Source organism: Ruegeria sp. BF6 (assembly GCF_056538665.1).
In genome coordinates, this window is sequence record NZ_JBQFTN010000001.1 from 162,851 (window position 1) to 180,577 (window position 17,727).

Here is a 17,727-nt window from a genome sequence, read left to right on the forward strand (position 1 = left end):
GGCTGGCGGTCAAACGATCTCGGGATAACTTGAGGCTATGAGCAGGATTTTCTACGCCATCACGCTGATCTGGGCGCTGATCAGTACTGCGTATGCGCAGGACTTCAATGCACTTGCGCGCGTCGTGCCGGATCAAAGCCGCATCACTGATGACGGCCGCGCGGGCGTTCGGGTTGAGCTTGGGCTCAGCCAGGGGGTGCCGTACCGGGTCTTCACCTTGCGCGATCCTTACCGCATGGTGCTGGATTTTCAGGAGGTCGACTGGACCGGGCTGGACGCCGAAACCTTCTTGCGGACCGACCGGATCAGCGGCGTGCGGTTCGGGGCCTATGTTCCGGGCTGGTCGCGCATGGTGTTGGAGCTTGGTGCGCCGTTGGCCGTCGATACCTCAGATCTGAGGGTGGATGAGGTCACGGGGAGGGCGCATTTGTCGTTGAACCTGCGCGGCACCGATTTCGACAGTTTCGCCGCCGGTGCCGGTGCGCCGCGTCAACCGGGCTGGGACCTGCCGGAACCTGCGGTGACACCGGCGAGACCCGGTCGCGACGGTACGGGCCCCTTACTGGTAATGCTGGACCCCGGTCATGGCGGGATTGATCCGGGGGCTGAAGCCGGGGGCACCAATGAGAAAACCCTGATGCTGACTTTCGCGCGCGAACTGCGAGAAACGCTATTGCGGGCAGGGAGTTATCAGGTGGTATTGACCCGAGTTGATGACCATTTTGTCAGTCTGGAACGCCGCATCTCACTGGCGCATCGGGCGCAAGCAGATGTGTTCATTTCTCTGCACGCAGATATCCTTTTGGAAGGGCGCGCGCATGGGGCCGCGGTGTACACATTGTCCGAGGAAGCCTCGGACGTGGCGAGCCAAAAACTGGCCGAGCGCCATGACCGGAGCGATCTGATCTCGGGTGTTGATTTGAACGGCGCGGACGATCAGGTGACGGACATCCTGCTTGACATCGCACGGCAGGAAACAAAACCGCGCACGGACGCCTTGGCGCTGTCGCTGGCAGATGGAATGGCGCAGCAGGGCGGGCCCATGAACAGCCGCCCGATCCGCTCGGCGTCATTTTCGGTTCTCAAGGCCGCAGATATTCCGTCTGTTCTGATCGAGCTTGGATTTCTGTCCAGCCCCAGAGACTTGAAAAACATCCAAAATCCCGAATGGCGCAAAGGTATGGCACTTGGTATCCTGAACGGGTTGGAGCGATGGCGGCAGGATGATCTGGTCAAACGGTCCCTGATTGGCCAGTGACCCTGCGGCACAAACCGGCTAATATTGGCCATCGTGTTTTGACCCTGCGCCGGGGCATCCCTATATAGGCGGCAGCGCGAGTAAAAGGCAGCAACGTGATCCGTTTCATTCTTTCCGTTTTCGGGGCGATCTTCAGCCTCGTCACCTTGGGTATCTTCATGGCCGCGTTGGTAATCGGCGCGGTGTTCTGGATGTATGGCCGTGACCTGCCCAGCCATGAATCGCTGGCGCAGTACAAGCCGCCGACGATCAGCCGGATTTACTCTGGTGAAGGACAGCTGATCGACGAGTTTGCGCAGGAACGCCGTCTGTTCACGCCGTCCGAGGAAATACCCGATCTGGTGAAACAGGCATTCATCTCGGCCGAGGACAAGAACTTCTATAGCCATCAGGGCTATGACCCGCGGGGTATCATCGCCGCAGGGGTCGAGGCCGTGAAGTCCAAGGGGGAAAACGTTCGCGGTGCGTCCACGATTACCCAGCAGGTGATGAAGAACTTCCTGCTGTCCGGTGACCGCCGCGCCGAGCGCAAGATCAAAGAGATTATCCTCGCCACGCGGCTTGAGGATACGCTGGACAAGGAACAGATCCTCGAACTCTATATGAACGAGATTTTTCTGGGCCAGAACTCTTATGGCGTGACCGCCGCTGCCCAGACCTATTTCAACAAAACGCTGCAGGAATTGGCCCCGCATGAGGCCGCGACCCTGGCCGCGATGCCCAAGGCACCTTCGGACTACCATCCGGTGCGGCAAAAAGAACGCCTGCTGAATCGCCGCAACTATGTTTTACGGGAAATGCGGCAGAACGGCTTTATCGATCAGGCGACCTATGACGCCGAGGTTGAGATGCCGCTGCGTTCGGTACAGAACGGCGACTTCGAAAGCTTCCGCACCGCGCTGCCGCCGCGCGATTATTTCACTGACGAAATCCGCCGCCAACTGAGCGAGGATTTCGGTGAGGGTGAGTTCTTTACCGGCGGCTTCACCGTCCGCGCCTCGGTCGATGAGGAAATGCAGGTCGAGGCCGCCAAGGCCCTGCGCACCGCCCTACAGAAATACGACCGGTCGCGCGGCAAGTGGCGCGGTACGGGCGAAGTGATCCCCGAGGCGAAATTGGCCGACGAAGCCCAATGGCGCGACGCGCTGGCAATCATGGAAATCCCCCGCGACGTGGTGTTGCCGGCGCAATGGTACCCGGCAGTGGTTCTGAACGTGGCCGAACAGTCGCTGACCGTGGGCATTGAAAACGGCCCGGCGGATGGTGTCATTCCGCGGTCCGACATCAAATGGATGCAGGGCGACTTTTCTGCCAACTTCAAACGCGGCGACGTCATTCTGGTAATGGCCGGGGAAGAGGGGCAGTGGTCCGCTCGTCAGGTGCCCGAAGTGCAGGGCGGCTTTGTCGCGATGGACGTGAACTCGGGCCGTGTTCTGGCGATGCAGGGTGGATTTTCCTATCAGGATTCGGTGTTCAACCGCGCCACGCAGGCACAGCGACAGCCAGGGTCGAGCTTTAAGCCTTTCGTCTACGCCGCCGCGCTGGACAGCGGCTATAGCCCTGCGACCATCGTTGTGGACGCCCCGATCGAGGTGAATACACCGCAGGGCTTGTGGCGCCCCAAGAACTCGTCGAACAAATTCTACGGTCCGACGCCGTTGCGCACGGGGATCGAGCAATCGCGGAACCTGATGACCATTCGTCTGGCGCAAGAGGTCACGATGCCGGTTGTGGCGGGGTACGCGGAACGGTTCGGTGTTTACGACCGCATGGGTGCTTTCCTTGCCAACTCGCTGGGATCCGAAGAAACCACGCTGTACAAAATGGTCGCTGCCTATGCGATGTTCGCAAATGGTGGGGAACGGGTCGAACCCACTCTTGTTGATCGTATTCAGGACCGGTTCGGCAAGACGATCTACCGTCACGACGACCGCCAGTGTCTGGATTGCAACTCGGCTTGGCTGGAACCTGATGAATCCCCGACTATCGAGACCAACCGCTCTCAGGTCATGGACGCGATTACTGCTTATCAGCTGACCTCGATGATGAAGGGTGTGGTGGATCGCGGTACGGCATCCCGTGTCGTCAATCTGCCGGTGCCGACCGCGGGTAAGACCGGAACGACCAACGAATCCAAGGATGCGTGGTTCATCGGGTTTACCTCGAACATCGTGGCGGGCTGCTATATCGGTTATGACCGTCCACGCCCGATGGGTCAGGGGGCCTACGGTGGCACCATGTGCGGCCCGGTGTTCCAGAGCTTTATGGAAAAAGCGGTTGAGAAATACGGGGGCGGCCCGTTTGAAGTGCCCGAGGGTGGACATTTCATCAAGATCGACCGCTTCAGCGGCGCACGCCTACCTGCGGATGCGACCGGCGACTATGTCGTGGCCGAATACTTCCGCGATGGCGTCGATGGCTTTATCGACCGAGTGTATGACGGTGGTTTCGCCATGGGATCAGACCTGCCGCTGTTCGAGGAAGCCAGTTCGGGCCGTCAGGTCACCACGTCGACCGGTAACACCGTCACGGTTGGGCCCAATGCAAGCCAGGGCGATCTTTCAACCGGCGGCCTTTACTGACAACAGAAGTGTTTAGGGTCACCGCTGTCTTGTGGTGGCCTGAACCTCTTGCTATCACGCAGGCCTGATTGAGCTAGTTGGAACAAGACCATGCGCGCCGAAACCCAGAATACCGTGGCGGAAATCGAAAAGTCACTGGAGCTGCTGGCGCAGCGTATGGACTATGAAACCGCGCCTCATCGCCTTGAGGAATTCAATGCGCGTGTCGAGGATCCCAACCTGTGGGACAATCCCGAGAACGCACAAAAACTGATGCGCGAGCGTCAGATGCTGGTGGATGCGATTGAGACCTATGAGTCGATCAAGACCGATCTAAGCGACAATATTGAACTGATCGAACTGGGTGAGATGGAAGAGGACCAAGAGGTCGTCAACGACGCCGAGGACGCCATCAAAAAACTGGGGGCGAAGGCCGCCAAGAAAGAGCTTGAGGCGCTGCTGGATGGCGAGGCAGATGGCAATGACACCTTCCTTGAAATCAACTCGGGCGCAGGCGGTACCGAAAGCTGCGACTGGGCCTCAATGCTGGCGCGGATGTATGTGCGTTGGGCCGAGAAAAAGGGCTATACGGTCGAGCTGCAATCTGAGACCGCAGGCGAAGAGGCGGGGATCAAATCCGCGGCCTACAAGATTTCCGGCCATAACGCCTATGGTTGGTTGAAGTCCGAAAGCGGTGTGCACCGGCTGGTGCGTATCTCGCCCTATGACTCGGCGGCTAAGCGGCACACCTCGTTCAGTTCGGTCTGGGTCTATCCTGTGGTCGACGACAATATCGAGATCGAGGTCAACCCGTCCGATATTCGCATCGATACCTATCGTTCGTCCGGTGCGGGCGGTCAACACGTGAATACCACGGATTCGGCGGTACGGATCACCCACATCCCGACCGGGATTGTCGTTACCTCGTCCGAAAAATCGCAGCACCAGAACCGGGATATCGCGATGAAAGCGCTGAAATCGCGTTTGTATCAGCAGGAGCTGGACCGTCGCAACGCCGACATCAACGCGGCGCATGAGGCCAAGGGCGATGCGGGCTGGGGAAATCAGATCCGGTCTTACGTGTTACAGCCCTATCAGATGGTCAAGGACTTGCGCACCAACCATGAAACCTCGGACACCAAAGGGGTACTGGACGGTGATCTGGATGGGTTTATGGCGGCAACGCTGGCGTTGAACGTGGCAGGCAAAAGCCGGTCCGAGGCGCGGGGCGAAGGCTAACTGCAGACCTGCGGGATACAAGTGATGAGCATGATCAAAGGCCACTGGCAACTGATCGTGATTGTCACGTTGGTGTTTGCGCTCTGGCATACTCCGGTCGTGCTTCCGCTGAAGATTCTTGTCGTTTTCCTGCACGAGCTTTCGCACGCAATCGTGGTTGTCGTAACCGGCGGATCGGTGGAAAGCTTCACCATTTCTCCGCGACAGGGTGGGCTTGTGATGGCCCGAGGTGGCAATCGCTTTCTGACCCTGTCGGCGGGCTATCTCGGATCATTGGCACTTGGCATGGGGCTCTTGTTCATTGCGCTGCGCACGCATTGGGACAGGGCCGTGCTGGGCGGTTTCGGCGGGGTCATGCTGTTGGTGACCCTACTTTACGTCCGCGAGCCATTTGCGATGCTGTTCTGTGGTGTTGTTGGTGTTGGGATGTGCGCCATGGGCTGGTATCTGAGTCGTCCTCTATGTGACCTGTTTCTCCGGATCATCGGACTGACCAGCATGATCTATGTTCCCTATGATATTTTTGACGACACGATCCGCCGCTCGGGCATACGTTCGGACGCGTATATGTTGGCCGAGGAATTCGGTGGCACCACCATGCTGTGGGGTGGTGTGTGGCTTATCCTCAGCCTCTTGTCGATCGTTCTGTGCATGAAATATTTCCTTGGGCCCGACAGCAACTTGAGATTTGGCCAGTAGCCCTGCCGATCACCAGCCGACTTTGCCAAAAGATGTATTCAAACAGTGGGTTTAAATAGAGAAGTGCCCCGGCTAGGCTGATCCCCGAGGAGGCACGAGCCGGGAATGGATCTGAGCCAAACGACTGCAATCGACTTGTTGAACGCGATCGCCGCAGGGCGGTTGTCAGCAGTAGAAGTGATGCAGCGGACTTTGGCGCGGATCGACGCGGTCAACGGGTCGGCAAATGCCATTGTGGCCTTGCGCGATCCAGATGATTTGCTGGCCGAGGCACGTGCATTGGATACCGGGCCAAACCGGGGGCCGCTGCATGGGTTGCCGATTGCGGTCAAGGATCTGGTCAATGTTGCGGGGATCGTGTCCTCTCAGGGTTCGCCCGTTTTTAAGGATCATGTGCCGCAGAACGATGACCTGATTGCCGCTCGGATGCGGGCGGCGGGGGCGATCCTGATTGGCAAGACCAATGTGCCGGAGTTCGGGCTGGGGTCTCATACCTTCAACCCGGTCTATGGGGCAACGCGCAACTCCTATAACTCGGCGCGGACCTGTGGTGGGTCGTCAGGCGGTGCGGCTGTTGCGCTGGCGACCGGGATGGTCGCCTTGGCGGACGGGTCAGATATGATGGGCAGTCTGCGTAATCCGGCCGCATGGAACAATGTCTACGGGTTTCGGCCAAGCTGGGGGCGGGTGCCGTCCGAACCTGTGGGCGACGGGTATCTGCATCAACTGTCCACGCTTGGCCCCATGGCGCGCAGCCCCGAGGATTTGGGCCTGTTGCTAGATGTGATCTCGGGGCCAGATTCGCGGCAGCCTAATGGGAACAAAAGCCAAACAGTGTCGCCGGTTCAGGCTGCCGATATGCACGGGCTGCGGATCGGTTGGCTGGATGATTGGAGTGGGGTCTATCCTTTTCAGGACGGCATTCGCGAGTTATGCCGGGACGCGCTGGATGTGTTTGCGCAACTTGGGGCCGAGGTTGTTCCGATTGCTGCGCCTTTTGCGGCCGACCGGATTTGGGACAGTTGGATCACGTTGCGCGCGTGGAGCGTGGCCGCCAGCCTTGCAGAGTTGTCGGAACAACGAGCGGCGTTGAAAGACACCGCGCTGTGGGAACTGGACCGGGGGCTGGCCCTGACTGCGATGCAGGTGCACGAGGCCAGCGTCACACGATCAGAGTGGTTCCGAATTGCGGTGGAACTGTTTCAAAACTACGACGCGCTGGTCCTGCCGTCAGCGCAGGTCTGGCCGTTCGAGATTGAAACGCCTTACCCGACGGATATCGCCGGGACAGAGATGGATACCTATCATCGATGGATGGAGGTCATGGTACCGGTCAGTCTGATCGGCTTGCCATGCCTGTCAGTGCCCGTTGGCTTCGGGGCCGAGGCGCTGCCGATGGGGATGCAGGTCTTTGGCCCGCATGGATCGGACCCACATATCCTGTCAATCGGTGCGGCCTATCACGCCGCAACCGGGTGGCCGCAAAAACGACCGGCCTGATTTCAGGGCCGGCAAGGGAGGAGAGACATAATGGACAAACCCTTCGGCGTTCCGGACATGGGGCCGGTGGACATGGGAATGCTGCGCGAAGCGTTGCACAGGGCTTGGGTCGATTTCCGGCGCGCGCCGGTTTTTGGCTTGTTGTTCGCCGCTTTCTACGTGCTGGCGGGATGGGCGATCGCCTGGGTTACGGTGCAGACAGGTACCTCGTACTGGCTGGTGCTTGCGGCGATCGGGTTTCCCCTGCTGGGACCATTCGCTGCGGTCGGGCTGTATGAAGTGTCGCATCGGCTGGAGCAGGGGGAGACTTTGGATTTCAGCGCCATTTTCGGCGTTGTCATACAGCAGGGGCGGCGTCAATTGCCCTCGATCTGCGCGATCATCGTGGTGATGTTTCTGTTCTGGTTCTTTCTGGGCCATATGATCTTTGCCCTGTTCATGGGACTGTCGACGATGACCAATGTCTCGACTTCATTGGAAGTGTACTTCACCGCCAACGGGCTGACGATGCTGGCTGTGGGAACCGCCGTGGGCGCGGTGTTTGCGACGATCCTGTATATGATCACGGTGCTTTCGATCCCGATGCTGTTGGACCGGGAACTGGATTTCGTGACCGCCATGATCGCCAGCTTCGCCTATGTGCGGGACCATCTGGGTGTGATGCTGGTCTGGGCTGCGTTCATCGCGATCCTGACGTTTGTGGCGATGATACCGTGGTTTTTGGGGCTGTTGATCGTGTTGCCGCTGTTGGGTCACGCAAGCTGGCACCTGTATCGGTTAATCACTCAGTCGTCCGATCAGGGTGCGGGATGAATTATCCGACGACCTGCTGAACAGGCCTTTCCGAGCGGCGTGCGGTGCGCGCCGCCGCCAGTATCGCCGAGGGGTTTTCACCCAGATGGCGCAGAAGAATCCGTCGGGTCGTTGTGGCGCTGGCAGTGGTTTTCGACAGGCAGATCGCTACGCCGCGCCACCGGTTTGAGTTTCCGTCCGACCCGCGCGTCACCAGATAAATCCGGCTATTCTGCGACGCTCGGCTGGACATCAGGATATAGATCTGCCGCCCGGCGCAGGCGGCGATCCCCTGAACCTCGCGGTCGTTCGGGGCGGCTCCGGGCATTCCGGGACGTGGCTCGTATCCTCGCACAAGCGTACATTGCGGCAGTCGGCGCGCGTGAAACAGCCTGTGCCGCGAAGGCTGGGTTTCGTCCAACTCGGTTTCGGTGGCATAATAAAACCCGGCCGGGAACAGGCTTTCGGTCAGCGTCGTCGGGCCAGAGCCCAGGAAATCGGTCAAGGCCGAGGCTGCCGGGTGCTTGGGCGCGTGGTCAATCTCGTCCAGTGGCCGCAGCAGAATACGGGCGTCGACTTCGAAAAAACGGCAGATACGGTCCAGCACATCGGGGCGGGGAAAGCTTTCGCCACCCAAGTATCTGTTGAATTGCGTGCGGTTAATCCCGAGTTGTCGGCAAAGTTCGGATACCGACGTGTACTGTTGTGCAAGAAGCCTGAGGTTCGCACCGAACATACGGCGCAGCTCGTCCGGGTTACGGATGGAATTGGTCATAGGCGTCCCAGGTTCTCGCGACTTGTTTCGATATACGCAAGGTGATCGACCGACAGGGCGATACTACGTAGAAATCGTACAGATGACACGAACGGGCGCATCCCAACGCCTCGTCTTATCCAGAGGCTAACGTTCAATGCTATAAACGCAATAGGCTTTATTTTATTTTGCGTGATCTTTTTGGCTTTATTGCACCTGGCACGTTCACGGTGGCCAAATTCGGTCGACGAACCGAATTCCCCACCCTTGCCGGACGCGCCGACAGGGTGGGGGCAATACTCACTCGCCGCGCAGCAGGGCTGCGACGCCGGTGCGGGCAACTTCGACCAGGCCCAACGGGCGCATCAGATCGGCAAATGCGTCTATTTTGTCCGGTGCTCCGGTGATTTCAAAGATAAAGGAGTTCAGTGTGCTATCGACCACGTTAGCGCGGAAGATATCGGCCAGCCGCAGTGCCTCGACCCGTTTGTCGCCGGCGCCGACAACTTTGATGATCGCCAGCTCACGCTCGACCGAGTCTCCTTCAACGGTCAGGTCATGCACGTCGTGGACTGTCACGATACGGCCCAACTGGGCCTTGATCTGTTCGATCACCTGCGGTGTGCCGGTGGTGACGATGGTGATACGGCTGAGGTGACCGGTGTGGTCCACCTCGGCCACGGTCAGGCTTTCAATGTTATAGCCACGGCCCGAGAACAGGCCGATCACACGGGCCAGAACACCGGGTTCGTTTTCGACTAAAACCGCAATCGTATGGCGTTCCTGAACATCCGAGAAGGTGGGCCGTAGATTATAGGCCGAGTGGCGGGTGGAGCCTTTTTTGATATGTAGGGCAGACATTTATGTCCCTTTCATCATCCATGTGGTGTCGGGCGCGCGGGACGCCCGACAAAATTCGTCGAATTTTAAACCAGCACCGAGCCTTTGGAATCGATCACGCCCTGCGTCTCGGCCTCGCCCAGCAGCATCTCGTTATGCGCTTTGCCCGACGGGATCATGGGAAAGCAGTTCTCGTGCTTTTCAACCAGACAGTCAAAGATCACCGGGCCGTCATAGTTGAGCATCTCCATGATCGCGTCATCCAGATCGGCGGGATCGGAACACAGGATGCCTTTGGCGCCAAACGCATCGGCGAGTTTGACGAAATCGGGCAGGGCTTCGGACCACGATTGCGAGTACCGCTCGCCATGCAACAGCTCCTGCCACTGGCGGACCATACCAAGACGTTCGTTGTTCAGGATGAACTGTTTCACCGGCAGGCGGTACTGAACCGCGGTGCCCATTTCCTGCATGTTCATCAGCCACGAGGCTTCACCGGCCACATTGATCACCAGCGCGTCCGGATGCGCCATCTGCACGCCAACAGAGGCAGGGAAGCCATAGCCCATCGTGCCCAGGCCGCCCGACGTCATCCAGCGGTTGGGATCTTCAAACCCGAGGTATTGCGCCGCCCACATCTGGTGCTGGCCAACTTCGGTGGTGATGTAACGGTCGTGGTTTTTGGTCAGCTCTTCAAGTCGTTGCAGCGCGTATTGCGGCTTGATGGTCTTTTCGCTGTTGGTGTAGGCGAGGCAGTTGACCTTGCGCCAGTCGCTGATCTGTGCCTGCCATTGCTTGACGGCGGCCGCGTCGGTCTTGCGACCGCGTGCCTTCCAGACCTTGAGGATATCCTCGAGCACATGGCCTACATCGCCGACAATCGGTATATCAACACGGATGACCTTGTTGATCGATGACGGGTCGATGTCGATATGCGCCTTCTTCGAATTCGGCGAGAACGCGTCGATCCGACCAGTGATACGGTCATCGAACCGCGCGCCGATATTGATCATCAGGTCGCAGTCATGCATCGCGAGATTGGCTTCGTACAACCCGTGCATCCCCAGCATGCCCAGCCAGTTCTCACCCGATGCCGGATAGGCACCCAGACCCATCAGGGTCGAGGTGATCGGGAATCCGGTTGCGTCCACCAGTTCGCGCAGCAACTGGCTGGCCGCCGGACCCGAGTTGATGACGCCGCCGCCGGTGTAGAAGACGGGCTTCTTTGCTGTCTCCATAGCTGCGACCAGTTCGGTGATCTCTTCCAGATCGCCTTTCAAAACCGGCTGATAGTGCGAGGTCGAGGGTTTGGGGGGCGAATACTCGCCCGAGGCAAACTGCACGTCCTTGGGAACGTCGATCAGCACCGGACCGGGGCGGCCCGAGGTGGCGACGTGGAACGCCTCGTGAATGGTATCGGCCAGCGAATCCGTGTCCTTCACCAGCCAGTTATGCTTGGTGCAGGGGCGGGTGATGCCAACGGTGTCGGCTTCCTGAAAGGCGTCAGAGCCGATCATGAAGGTCGGGACCTGTCCGGTCAGAACTACGATTGGGATCGAATCCAGCAATGCATCCGTCAGACCCGTCACCGCATTGGTCGCGCCTGGACCGGATGTCACAAGGGCTACGCCGGGTTTGCCTGTCGACCGCGCATAACCTTCAGCGGCGTGGATCGCGCCCTGTTCATGCCGCACCAGGATGTGACGGATGTCGTTCTGCAGAAATATCTCATCATAGATCGGTAGCACGGCGCCGCCGGGGTATCCGAATACCGTGTCCACGCCCTGATCCTTGAGGGCCTGAACCACCATTTTTGCGCCGGTCATCTCACGTGTCATCTGCTTTGCTCCGTTCGCGACATGTGTCTTGCGTTTTGCATAAAAAAAGCCCCCGAGATTTTTCGGAGGCGCATGGGTTCGATTATGGTTTACCGTTACCGGCCCATGCGCGTTGTTCCTACGATTACGACTAGCGCTTTCATCGCCAGAGGCTCCTTTTTTGCGTGCTGGGACATTATGAGCGGTGCGACGGGGCGTCAACAGTCAATTGCACCAATTTTGTAACCTGATGGGTGGATTTTGCGACATTTTATTGCGCAGATTGACGCAGGTTGGGAATATCCGCCAATTAAGGTCTGTGGGAAGGGAGAGAATCCGAATTCACACTTGTCAGATTACGCCAGTGCAATGTCTTAAACTGACATGAGGCCCTCCTGTCCCTGATGCACGCTATTCCCAAAGAGTGCGTTCAGGGAGGTGGTTCATGTTGGCGGATTTGGTGGATCTTGGTCGATATCCCATCGATTGCCCGGGCTCGCGCGCCTATGATCAGTTGATTTCGGATCTGCGACGGGAATTGGATGAGGACGGGTGCGCGGTTTTGCCAAGGTTTGCCCATGAGGCGGGGCTTGAAGCGCTGGTCAAAGAAGCAGTCGCTGTCGCGCCCCGGGCGCACCGGTCTTTCAACAGGACAAACGCCTATTTTACCAAGGATGATCCGAGCTTTGGGATCGGCCACCCGATACGCCGTTTCTTCGACCGCTCGAACGCGTTTGTTCCGGCAGATAACTTTCCCCAAACCGGCCCATTACGTCGCATATATGAGTTCGAGGGCTTCATGCCGTTTATACGTGACGCTCTGAATGAAACTGATGACCGGTTCTTTCGCTACGACGATCCACTGGCCGATGTGATCATCAACGTGGTGGAAGAGGGGCAGGGGTTCCCGTGGCATTTCGACACCAACAACTACACTGTCACTTTGGCCATTCAGAACGGTGAGGCCGGGGGAGCATTTGAATATGTCCCAAACCTGAGAACTGCTGCGGATGAGAATTTCAGAGAAGTGGCGTCCATTCTGGACGGGGATATGTCGAGAGTGCGTGAACTGAAACTGCAGCCGGGTGATCTGCAGATCTTCAAGGGGCGATATGCGTTGCACCGGGTGGCTCCGGTAGAGGGCGCGCGCAACCGCTATGTCGGGATATTCTCGTTTGTCGAGGCCGAGGGGATGTGCGGCAGCGTCGAACGCACGCAGCAACTCTATGGGCGGGTTTTGCCGCGTCATCATGAACGAGAGGGGCTGAGAAAGGATCAGTTGCTGGACTAAGATGTGCTAGGCTATGGCTGAGTTATTCTGCGGCCGGAGGTACTGGTGCCAGAGATATTGCAGCTTACGCCTTTTGTTCTGTGTTCATCCTTGCAGAAGCAGATTGAATTCTATTGCGACCGTTTGGGGTTTTCCTGCGGGTTCCGGCAGGACAATTACGCGTTCCTGTCTTTGGGCTCTGTGGCCATCCGGTTGCTGGAATGCCCACCGCGCGACGACGGCCTGCCGTTGGGGGATGATCAATCGTTTTACATAGATGTGGATGGGATCGACGAACTGTATGAGAACCTGAGTACGCGATTGGCAGATCTTCCCAATGGACGGGTGCGCCCACCTTTCGATCAGCCCTATCAGCAACGCGAGTTTCATGTCATCGACGAAGATGGCACGCTGGTGTTTTTTGGTCAGGACATCCGCCCGAGAGGTTAGGCGCTCCCGCCCGCTGTCAACGCGCCTGCGGCACATCTCCGCCGGTTGGGCCGGGCAGCGCGTGCCGCGCTGCGGGTGCGCCTAGAAGCCTGGGCTGGTGCCTTGCAGTACCCCATGTTCAAGAGCGTAGCGGGTCAGGCCGGCGGTGGAGGAAATCCCCAGCTTGCGCTTGATGTTCTTGCGGTGGGTTTCCACCGTGCGCACCGAGATTTCCAGTGCCAGGGCGACCTCTTTGTTGGATTTACCCTGTGCCAGTTCCAGCAGGATCGTCTGTTCGCGCCCAGTCAGCGCCTCGCGTGCGCTGTCTTTCTTGGGTTCCAGTGATCCGCTTGCCCCGGTGCACAGGTATTGCTCGCCGCGCATCACAGCATCGATGGCCTGTTTGATCTCGTCTGTCGGGACGTCTTTCAACACATAGCCCTTGGCACCGTGGCTGAGCGCGGTCGAGATGTATTCCGGGCTGTCATGCATCGACAGGATCAGGATGCGGGTGTTGGGCAAACGCTCGAGGATCATCTCGGTTGCGCTGAGACCGCCGAGACCAGGCATGTTAAGATCCATCAGGATGACATCAGGGGAAAGGTCTGTAGCCTGGTCAACAGCCTCCTGACCAGTGCCGAGCGTGCCGACTACCGCGATTTCGGGATAGCTTTCAAGGATCGACTGGATCCCTTCGGCCACCATCGGGTGATCGTCTACAATGAGTACTCGGATTGTCATGTACCGGCCTTTCGGTTCGGAGATGCATCTTCCCGCGGCGGGAGCAGGTGGCTGAGCGGCAGACTGGCCTCGATCACGGTGCCGCCACGCGGGCCGCGTGATGACAGAATGCGCAGGGAGCCGTCAAGCTGTTCGATACGTTCCTGCATGTTGCGCAACCCGATCCCGGTGCTTGCCTGACCCTGTCCGTTGGGCAGGCCCCGACCGTTGTCGGTGATGCGCATCGTGGCGCCTTTTTTATGGCCGCGCAGGTCGATATTAACACGGGTTGCGCCAGAATGGCGTTCGATATTCGTCAGGGCCTCTTGCGCGATGCGGTAGAGGGCGATCTTGCTGTCCTGATCCAGACGGTTTCGGAACACCACCGTCGTGAACTCGGTCTCGATCCCAGTGCGTTCTCGGAAATCGTCGGTCAGCGTTTTCAGGGCGGGGCCGAGGCCCAGATCGTCCAAGACGCCGGGGCGCAGATCGCGGCTGATGCGGCGGACTTCGGTGATGGCGGTGCCGAGGTGGTCGATGCCCTTGTCCAAGGGCGCGCGGGCGCCATCATCGTCTCCGCGATCCATCCGTCGCCTTGTGTTGTCCAGCGCGTAACGAACCCCGACAAGAATTTGGCTGATCCCGTCGTGTAATTCGCGCGCTACGCGGCCGCGCTCTTCTTCCTGCGCGTCAAAAACCCGCTGGGTCAGTTCCTTGAGCTTGGCATCTGCCAGCCGTCGCTCGCGGACATTGAGCAACATGCCCGAGGCAAAGACAATCAGCACGGCGGCCACAACGATACCACCAATATACAAGAAGGTGCGCTGTACGCGCGCTTCGACTTCTGCCCGGGCGTTGGCGACGGTCGCCACGATATCGTCGATGAAGACGCCGGTGCCGACGGCCCATTGCCAATCCTGCAGGCCGACGACGTAGGCGATCATCTGCGCCTCTTCCCCGGTCGAAGGCTTTTGCCACATAAAGCTGTGCCAACCAGCCCCTTGCCGGGCGAGGCTGATGAACTCGTCCACAATCGGGATGCCGTCGCTGTCTGTCAGGCCCTCCCAGTTGCGGTTGATGAACTCGGTTTGACGCGGGCTAACGAGGTTGTTGCCGTCATAGTCATAGACGAAAAAGAATCCGTCTTTCCCGTAGATCATTGCGGACAGGATCTGCGTTACCAGTTTTTTGGCGACATGATCATCAGGCGAGGCACGTCCGTAGATATAGGCGAAACCGTTCCTGGCCTGCGTGACGTAGTTCTTCAGCTCTTCTTTCTTGGCTTCGATCAACCGGCGCTCCAGCGCCTGAATCTCGCGCTCGGCGGTTGCGCGGGATTCATGGGCGACCAGCAACGCAATTGCTGCCACGGCCACGACCAGTGGAATTGCCGCAACAAGCGACAGCTTCTGGCCATAGGTCAGTGAGATCAGGTTTCGAAGTCCCCTCATGGTCGAATCGATACGCAAGCGCGCGGGAAAATGCAAAATTTTTGGGTCACACGCGCATTATATTGGCCAGAAATCTTGGGAATTCTTTGTAACTTGCGCGTTTTCAGTCGTTGAGGCCCGAAAAACCCGGCCGTCTACGCAGTAATAGGTATTCACATTCATGACCTGCCCCTTAGTCTGACGCGCACTGACAACGACTGCGCCCGGATTTTTGTCCGGGTTTAGAATATGTAGGGGAGGAACACTCATATGGATCGTCGTTCATTTCTGAAAACATCTGCTCTGGGCGGCTCGGCAGCTGCGGCCACCACGCTGGCAGCTCCGGCCTATGCGCAGGGTAATCGTACCCTGACCATGGTGACCTCGTGGGGTCGTGGTGCGGCAGGTGTGTTTGACAGCGCGCAGCGGTGTGCAGACAGCATTAATACGATGTCGGATGGCAGCCTTACGATTGACATCAAAGCCGCCGGTGAACTGGTTGGCGCGTTTGAGGTTTTTGACGCCGTATCGTCGGGTCAGGCCGATATGTATCACGCGGCTGACTACTACTTCGTCGGTCAGCACCCTGGCTATGCCTTCTTCACCGCCGTTCCCTTCGGCATGACCGCGCAGGAACAGGTGAACTGGTACTACCATGACGGCGGCATGGAGCTACATGACGAACTGGGTGAAATCTTTGGTTTGAAATCCTTCCTCGCCGGGAACACCGGCGCGCAGGCGGGCGGCTGGTTCTCGAAAGAGATCAACGGCCCCGAAGATTTCCAGGGCCTGAAGTTCCGGATGCCGGGTCTTGGCGGGCAGGCATTGGGCAAGCTGGGTGCATCCGTTCAGAACATCCCCGGTTCCGAAGTTTACCAGGCACTGTCCTCGGGCGCGATCGACGGCACCGAATGGATCGGTCCATGGGCCGACGAAAAGATGGGCTTCCAGGAAATCACCAAGACTTTCTATACAGCGGGCTTCCACGAGCCGGCAGCGGGTCTTTCCCTGGCAACCAACCGCGATGTCTTCGATGAGCTGACCCCGGCGCAGCAAAAGATCATCGAGCTTGCCGCCGCCGAAGCGCACCAGTGGAACCTGGCGCAATTCCTTGCCAACAATGGTGCCGCTCTGCAGCGTCTGCAGTCGGGTGGCGTGAAGGTTCTGGCATTCCCGGACAGCGTTTGGGATGCCTTCGGTCAGGCCAGCCAAGAAGTTCTGGATGAAAACATGGGTGATGAACTGTTCAAGAAAATCCACGACAGCGCGATGGCGTCGATGGCCGCGTCGTCGGCTTGGTTGAACCTGTCGTCGGGTGCTTACACCACGCAGCGCGACCGCGTACGCGGTTAATTCTTGAAACTATGCTAGACTGGTTTCCCCGCAATAGTGGGGAAACCTTTCCTGTTGCACATGCGCGGTTCGGACAAAGCCGCAAACAATAGCAGTGCAACCGATACGACCTGGGGACAACATGCAGGACGATAACGGTATCTCGTTCTTTGGCGCCCTGTGGAACGGACTGATCTGGTTCGTTCAGAACATCGCCGAAGCCTTCTATAATTTCGGATACGCCATCACGCATCCGCAACTCTGGCTGAACTGGTCGGACAAAGAAGCAATCATGCGCTTTGTCTATTACGGCGGATCGGTCGAGTTCTTCTTTGTGGTATTCACCTTCTTTCTGGTTTTGACGGCCATCGGGTTCTACTACCGGAGCTTCATGTGGGCGATGGTGCGCGTCCTCGAAGGGTTCGCCAACACGACGGGGCGTTTCTTTGCCTGGGCGGGACTGCTGATGGTGATTCAGCAAATCGTTATCGTTTTCATGCAACGGGTGTTTGCGCGGCCGGACATGTCTTTTGGTCTGGGCATACCGTTCAATCAGGACATCAGCTGGTACGCGGAAGAGCTGAAGCTTTATAACGCGATGGTCGTTTGCCTGTGCTGCACCTACACCTTCGTTCAGGGCGGTCATGTACGTGTCGATCTGGTCTATGCCGGGATCAGCCACCGGGCCAAGCGCGTGATCGATATGCTGGGATCGTTGTTTTTCATGATGCCCATCGCCGTGCTGACATGGATGTATGGCTGGTATTTCATGTGGCGGCACCTGATCGTACCGAAACCATCGGCCAGTGACGCGCTGGATCGGTTGATCGCGAAGTCCCGCGCGCTGCGGTGGAACGTGGAAACCATCGGGTTCAGCCCAAACGGATTCAACGCTTATTTCCTATTCAAAATCCTGCTGGTCTGCTTCGCGGCCATGGTGTTCTTGCACGCGATCGCCTTCCTGTACCGATCGTATCTGGAATACGTTGAAGGACCGGACAGTGTTGGAAAATACCTCGACAAGGACACCCTTGGCGAGGGTGAAGAAGCCTACGAAGGCGCACATTAAGGACGGAGACCAAGACA

The 17,727-nt window shown here is 58.4% G+C and carries 15 protein-coding genes; 10 read left to right on the forward strand and 5 right to left on the reverse strand.

Going from position 1 to position 17,727, the window contains the following annotated elements; translation table 11 throughout:
- Window positions 1-37 precede the first annotated feature (37 nt).
- The 6 genes from ACR0IM_RS00810 to ACR0IM_RS00835 all read left to right on the forward strand — a co-directional run bounded on the left by ACR0IM_RS00810 (window position 38) and on the right by ACR0IM_RS00835 (window position 8,070).
- Window positions 38-1,258, forward strand: a complete 1,221-nt coding sequence (locus tag ACR0IM_RS00810) for an N-acetylmuramoyl-L-alanine amidase (RefSeq protein ID WP_480640180.1) — start codon at window positions 38-40, stop codon at window positions 1,256-1,258.
- A gap of 95 nt (window positions 1,259-1,353) precedes the next feature.
- On the forward strand, window positions 1,354-3,840 hold the full coding sequence (locus ACR0IM_RS00815) for a penicillin-binding protein 1A (protein ID WP_480640181.1): 2,487 nt from the start codon (window positions 1,354-1,356) through the stop codon (window positions 3,838-3,840).
- 90 nt (window positions 3,841-3,930) lie between these two features.
- Window positions 3,931-5,058: a peptide chain release factor 2 gene (gene prfB, locus ACR0IM_RS00820; protein WP_480680548.1), complete on the forward strand. Its 1,128-nt coding sequence runs from the start codon at window positions 3,931-3,933 to the stop codon at window positions 5,056-5,058.
- Window positions 5,059-5,082: 24 nt separating this feature from the next.
- Window positions 5,083-5,757 (forward strand): M50 family metallopeptidase, encoded by a 675-nt coding sequence (locus ACR0IM_RS00825; protein ID WP_480680549.1) that lies wholly within the window; start codon window positions 5,083-5,085, stop codon window positions 5,755-5,757.
- A gap of 105 nt (window positions 5,758-5,862) precedes the next feature.
- The gene (locus ACR0IM_RS00830; RefSeq protein WP_480680550.1) at window positions 5,863-7,257 is read left to right on the forward strand and encodes an amidase; all 1,395 of its coding nucleotides are present in this window, start codon (window positions 5,863-5,865) and stop codon (window positions 7,255-7,257) included.
- Window positions 7,258-7,287: 30 nt separating this feature from the next.
- Window positions 7,288-8,070, forward strand: coding sequence for a DUF2189 domain-containing protein (locus ACR0IM_RS00835; protein WP_480640184.1), 783 nt, complete (start codon window positions 7,288-7,290; stop codon window positions 8,068-8,070).
- Window position 8,071: 1 nt separating this feature from the next.
- Here the strand turns inward: ACR0IM_RS00835 and ACR0IM_RS00840 are convergent, their stop codons facing one another.
- From ACR0IM_RS00840 to ACR0IM_RS00850, 3 genes are all read right to left on the reverse strand, one after another.
- Window positions 8,072-8,824 (reverse strand): helix-turn-helix domain-containing protein, encoded by a 753-nt coding sequence (locus ACR0IM_RS00840; protein ID WP_480593529.1) that lies wholly within the window; start codon window positions 8,822-8,824, stop codon window positions 8,072-8,074.
- Between the two features lie 279 nt (window positions 8,825-9,103).
- Window positions 9,104-9,664, reverse strand: coding sequence for an acetolactate synthase small subunit (gene ilvN / locus ACR0IM_RS00845; RefSeq protein ID WP_480593532.1), 561 nt, complete (start codon window positions 9,662-9,664; stop codon window positions 9,104-9,106).
- A gap of 65 nt (window positions 9,665-9,729) precedes the next feature.
- Window positions 9,730-11,481: an acetolactate synthase 3 large subunit gene (locus ACR0IM_RS00850; RefSeq protein WP_480593534.1), complete on the reverse strand. Its 1,752-nt coding sequence runs from the start codon at window positions 11,479-11,481 to the stop codon at window positions 9,730-9,732.
- Window positions 11,482-11,905: 424 nt separating this feature from the next.
- On the opposite strand from ACR0IM_RS00850, the gene ACR0IM_RS00855 reads away from it, so the two are divergent.
- Together ACR0IM_RS00855 and ACR0IM_RS00860 are read left to right on the forward strand one after the other, a co-directional pair.
- Window positions 11,906-12,751 (forward strand): HalD/BesD family halogenase, encoded by an 846-nt coding sequence (locus ACR0IM_RS00855; RefSeq protein ID WP_480680551.1) that lies wholly within the window; start codon window positions 11,906-11,908, stop codon window positions 12,749-12,751.
- Window positions 12,752-12,796: 45 nt separating this feature from the next.
- Entirely contained in the window at window positions 12,797-13,180 is a 384-nt protein-coding gene (locus tag ACR0IM_RS00860) for a bleomycin resistance protein (protein WP_480680552.1), read from the forward strand.
- Window positions 13,181-13,261: 81 nt separating this feature from the next.
- Here the strand turns inward: ACR0IM_RS00860 and ACR0IM_RS00865 are convergent, their stop codons facing one another.
- Window positions 13,262-13,900 carry a response regulator transcription factor gene (locus ACR0IM_RS00865; protein ID WP_480593543.1) on the reverse strand — a complete coding sequence of 213 codons (639 nt, stop codon included), beginning with the start codon at window positions 13,898-13,900 and terminating at the stop codon, window positions 13,262-13,264.
- Window positions 13,897-15,330, reverse strand: coding sequence for a cache domain-containing protein (locus ACR0IM_RS00870; RefSeq protein ID WP_480640188.1), 1,434 nt, complete (start codon window positions 15,328-15,330; stop codon window positions 13,897-13,899). The genes ACR0IM_RS00865 and ACR0IM_RS00870 overlap by 4 nt, the downstream gene beginning before the upstream one ends.
- Before the next feature lie 249 nt (window positions 15,331-15,579).
- On the opposite strand from ACR0IM_RS00870, the gene ACR0IM_RS00875 reads away from it, so the two are divergent.
- Both ACR0IM_RS00875 and ACR0IM_RS00880 read left to right on the forward strand, forming a co-directional pair.
- A complete protein-coding gene (locus ACR0IM_RS00875; protein WP_480680553.1) occupies window positions 15,580-16,662 on the forward strand; it encodes a TRAP transporter substrate-binding protein in 1,083 nt (360 codons plus the stop codon).
- A gap of 121 nt (window positions 16,663-16,783) precedes the next feature.
- Complete coding sequence (locus ACR0IM_RS00880; RefSeq protein WP_480680554.1) at window positions 16,784-17,710, forward strand: TRAP transporter small permease subunit; 927 nt, start codon at window positions 16,784-16,786, stop codon at window positions 17,708-17,710.
- The last annotated feature ends 17 nt before the right edge of the window (window positions 17,711-17,727 follow it).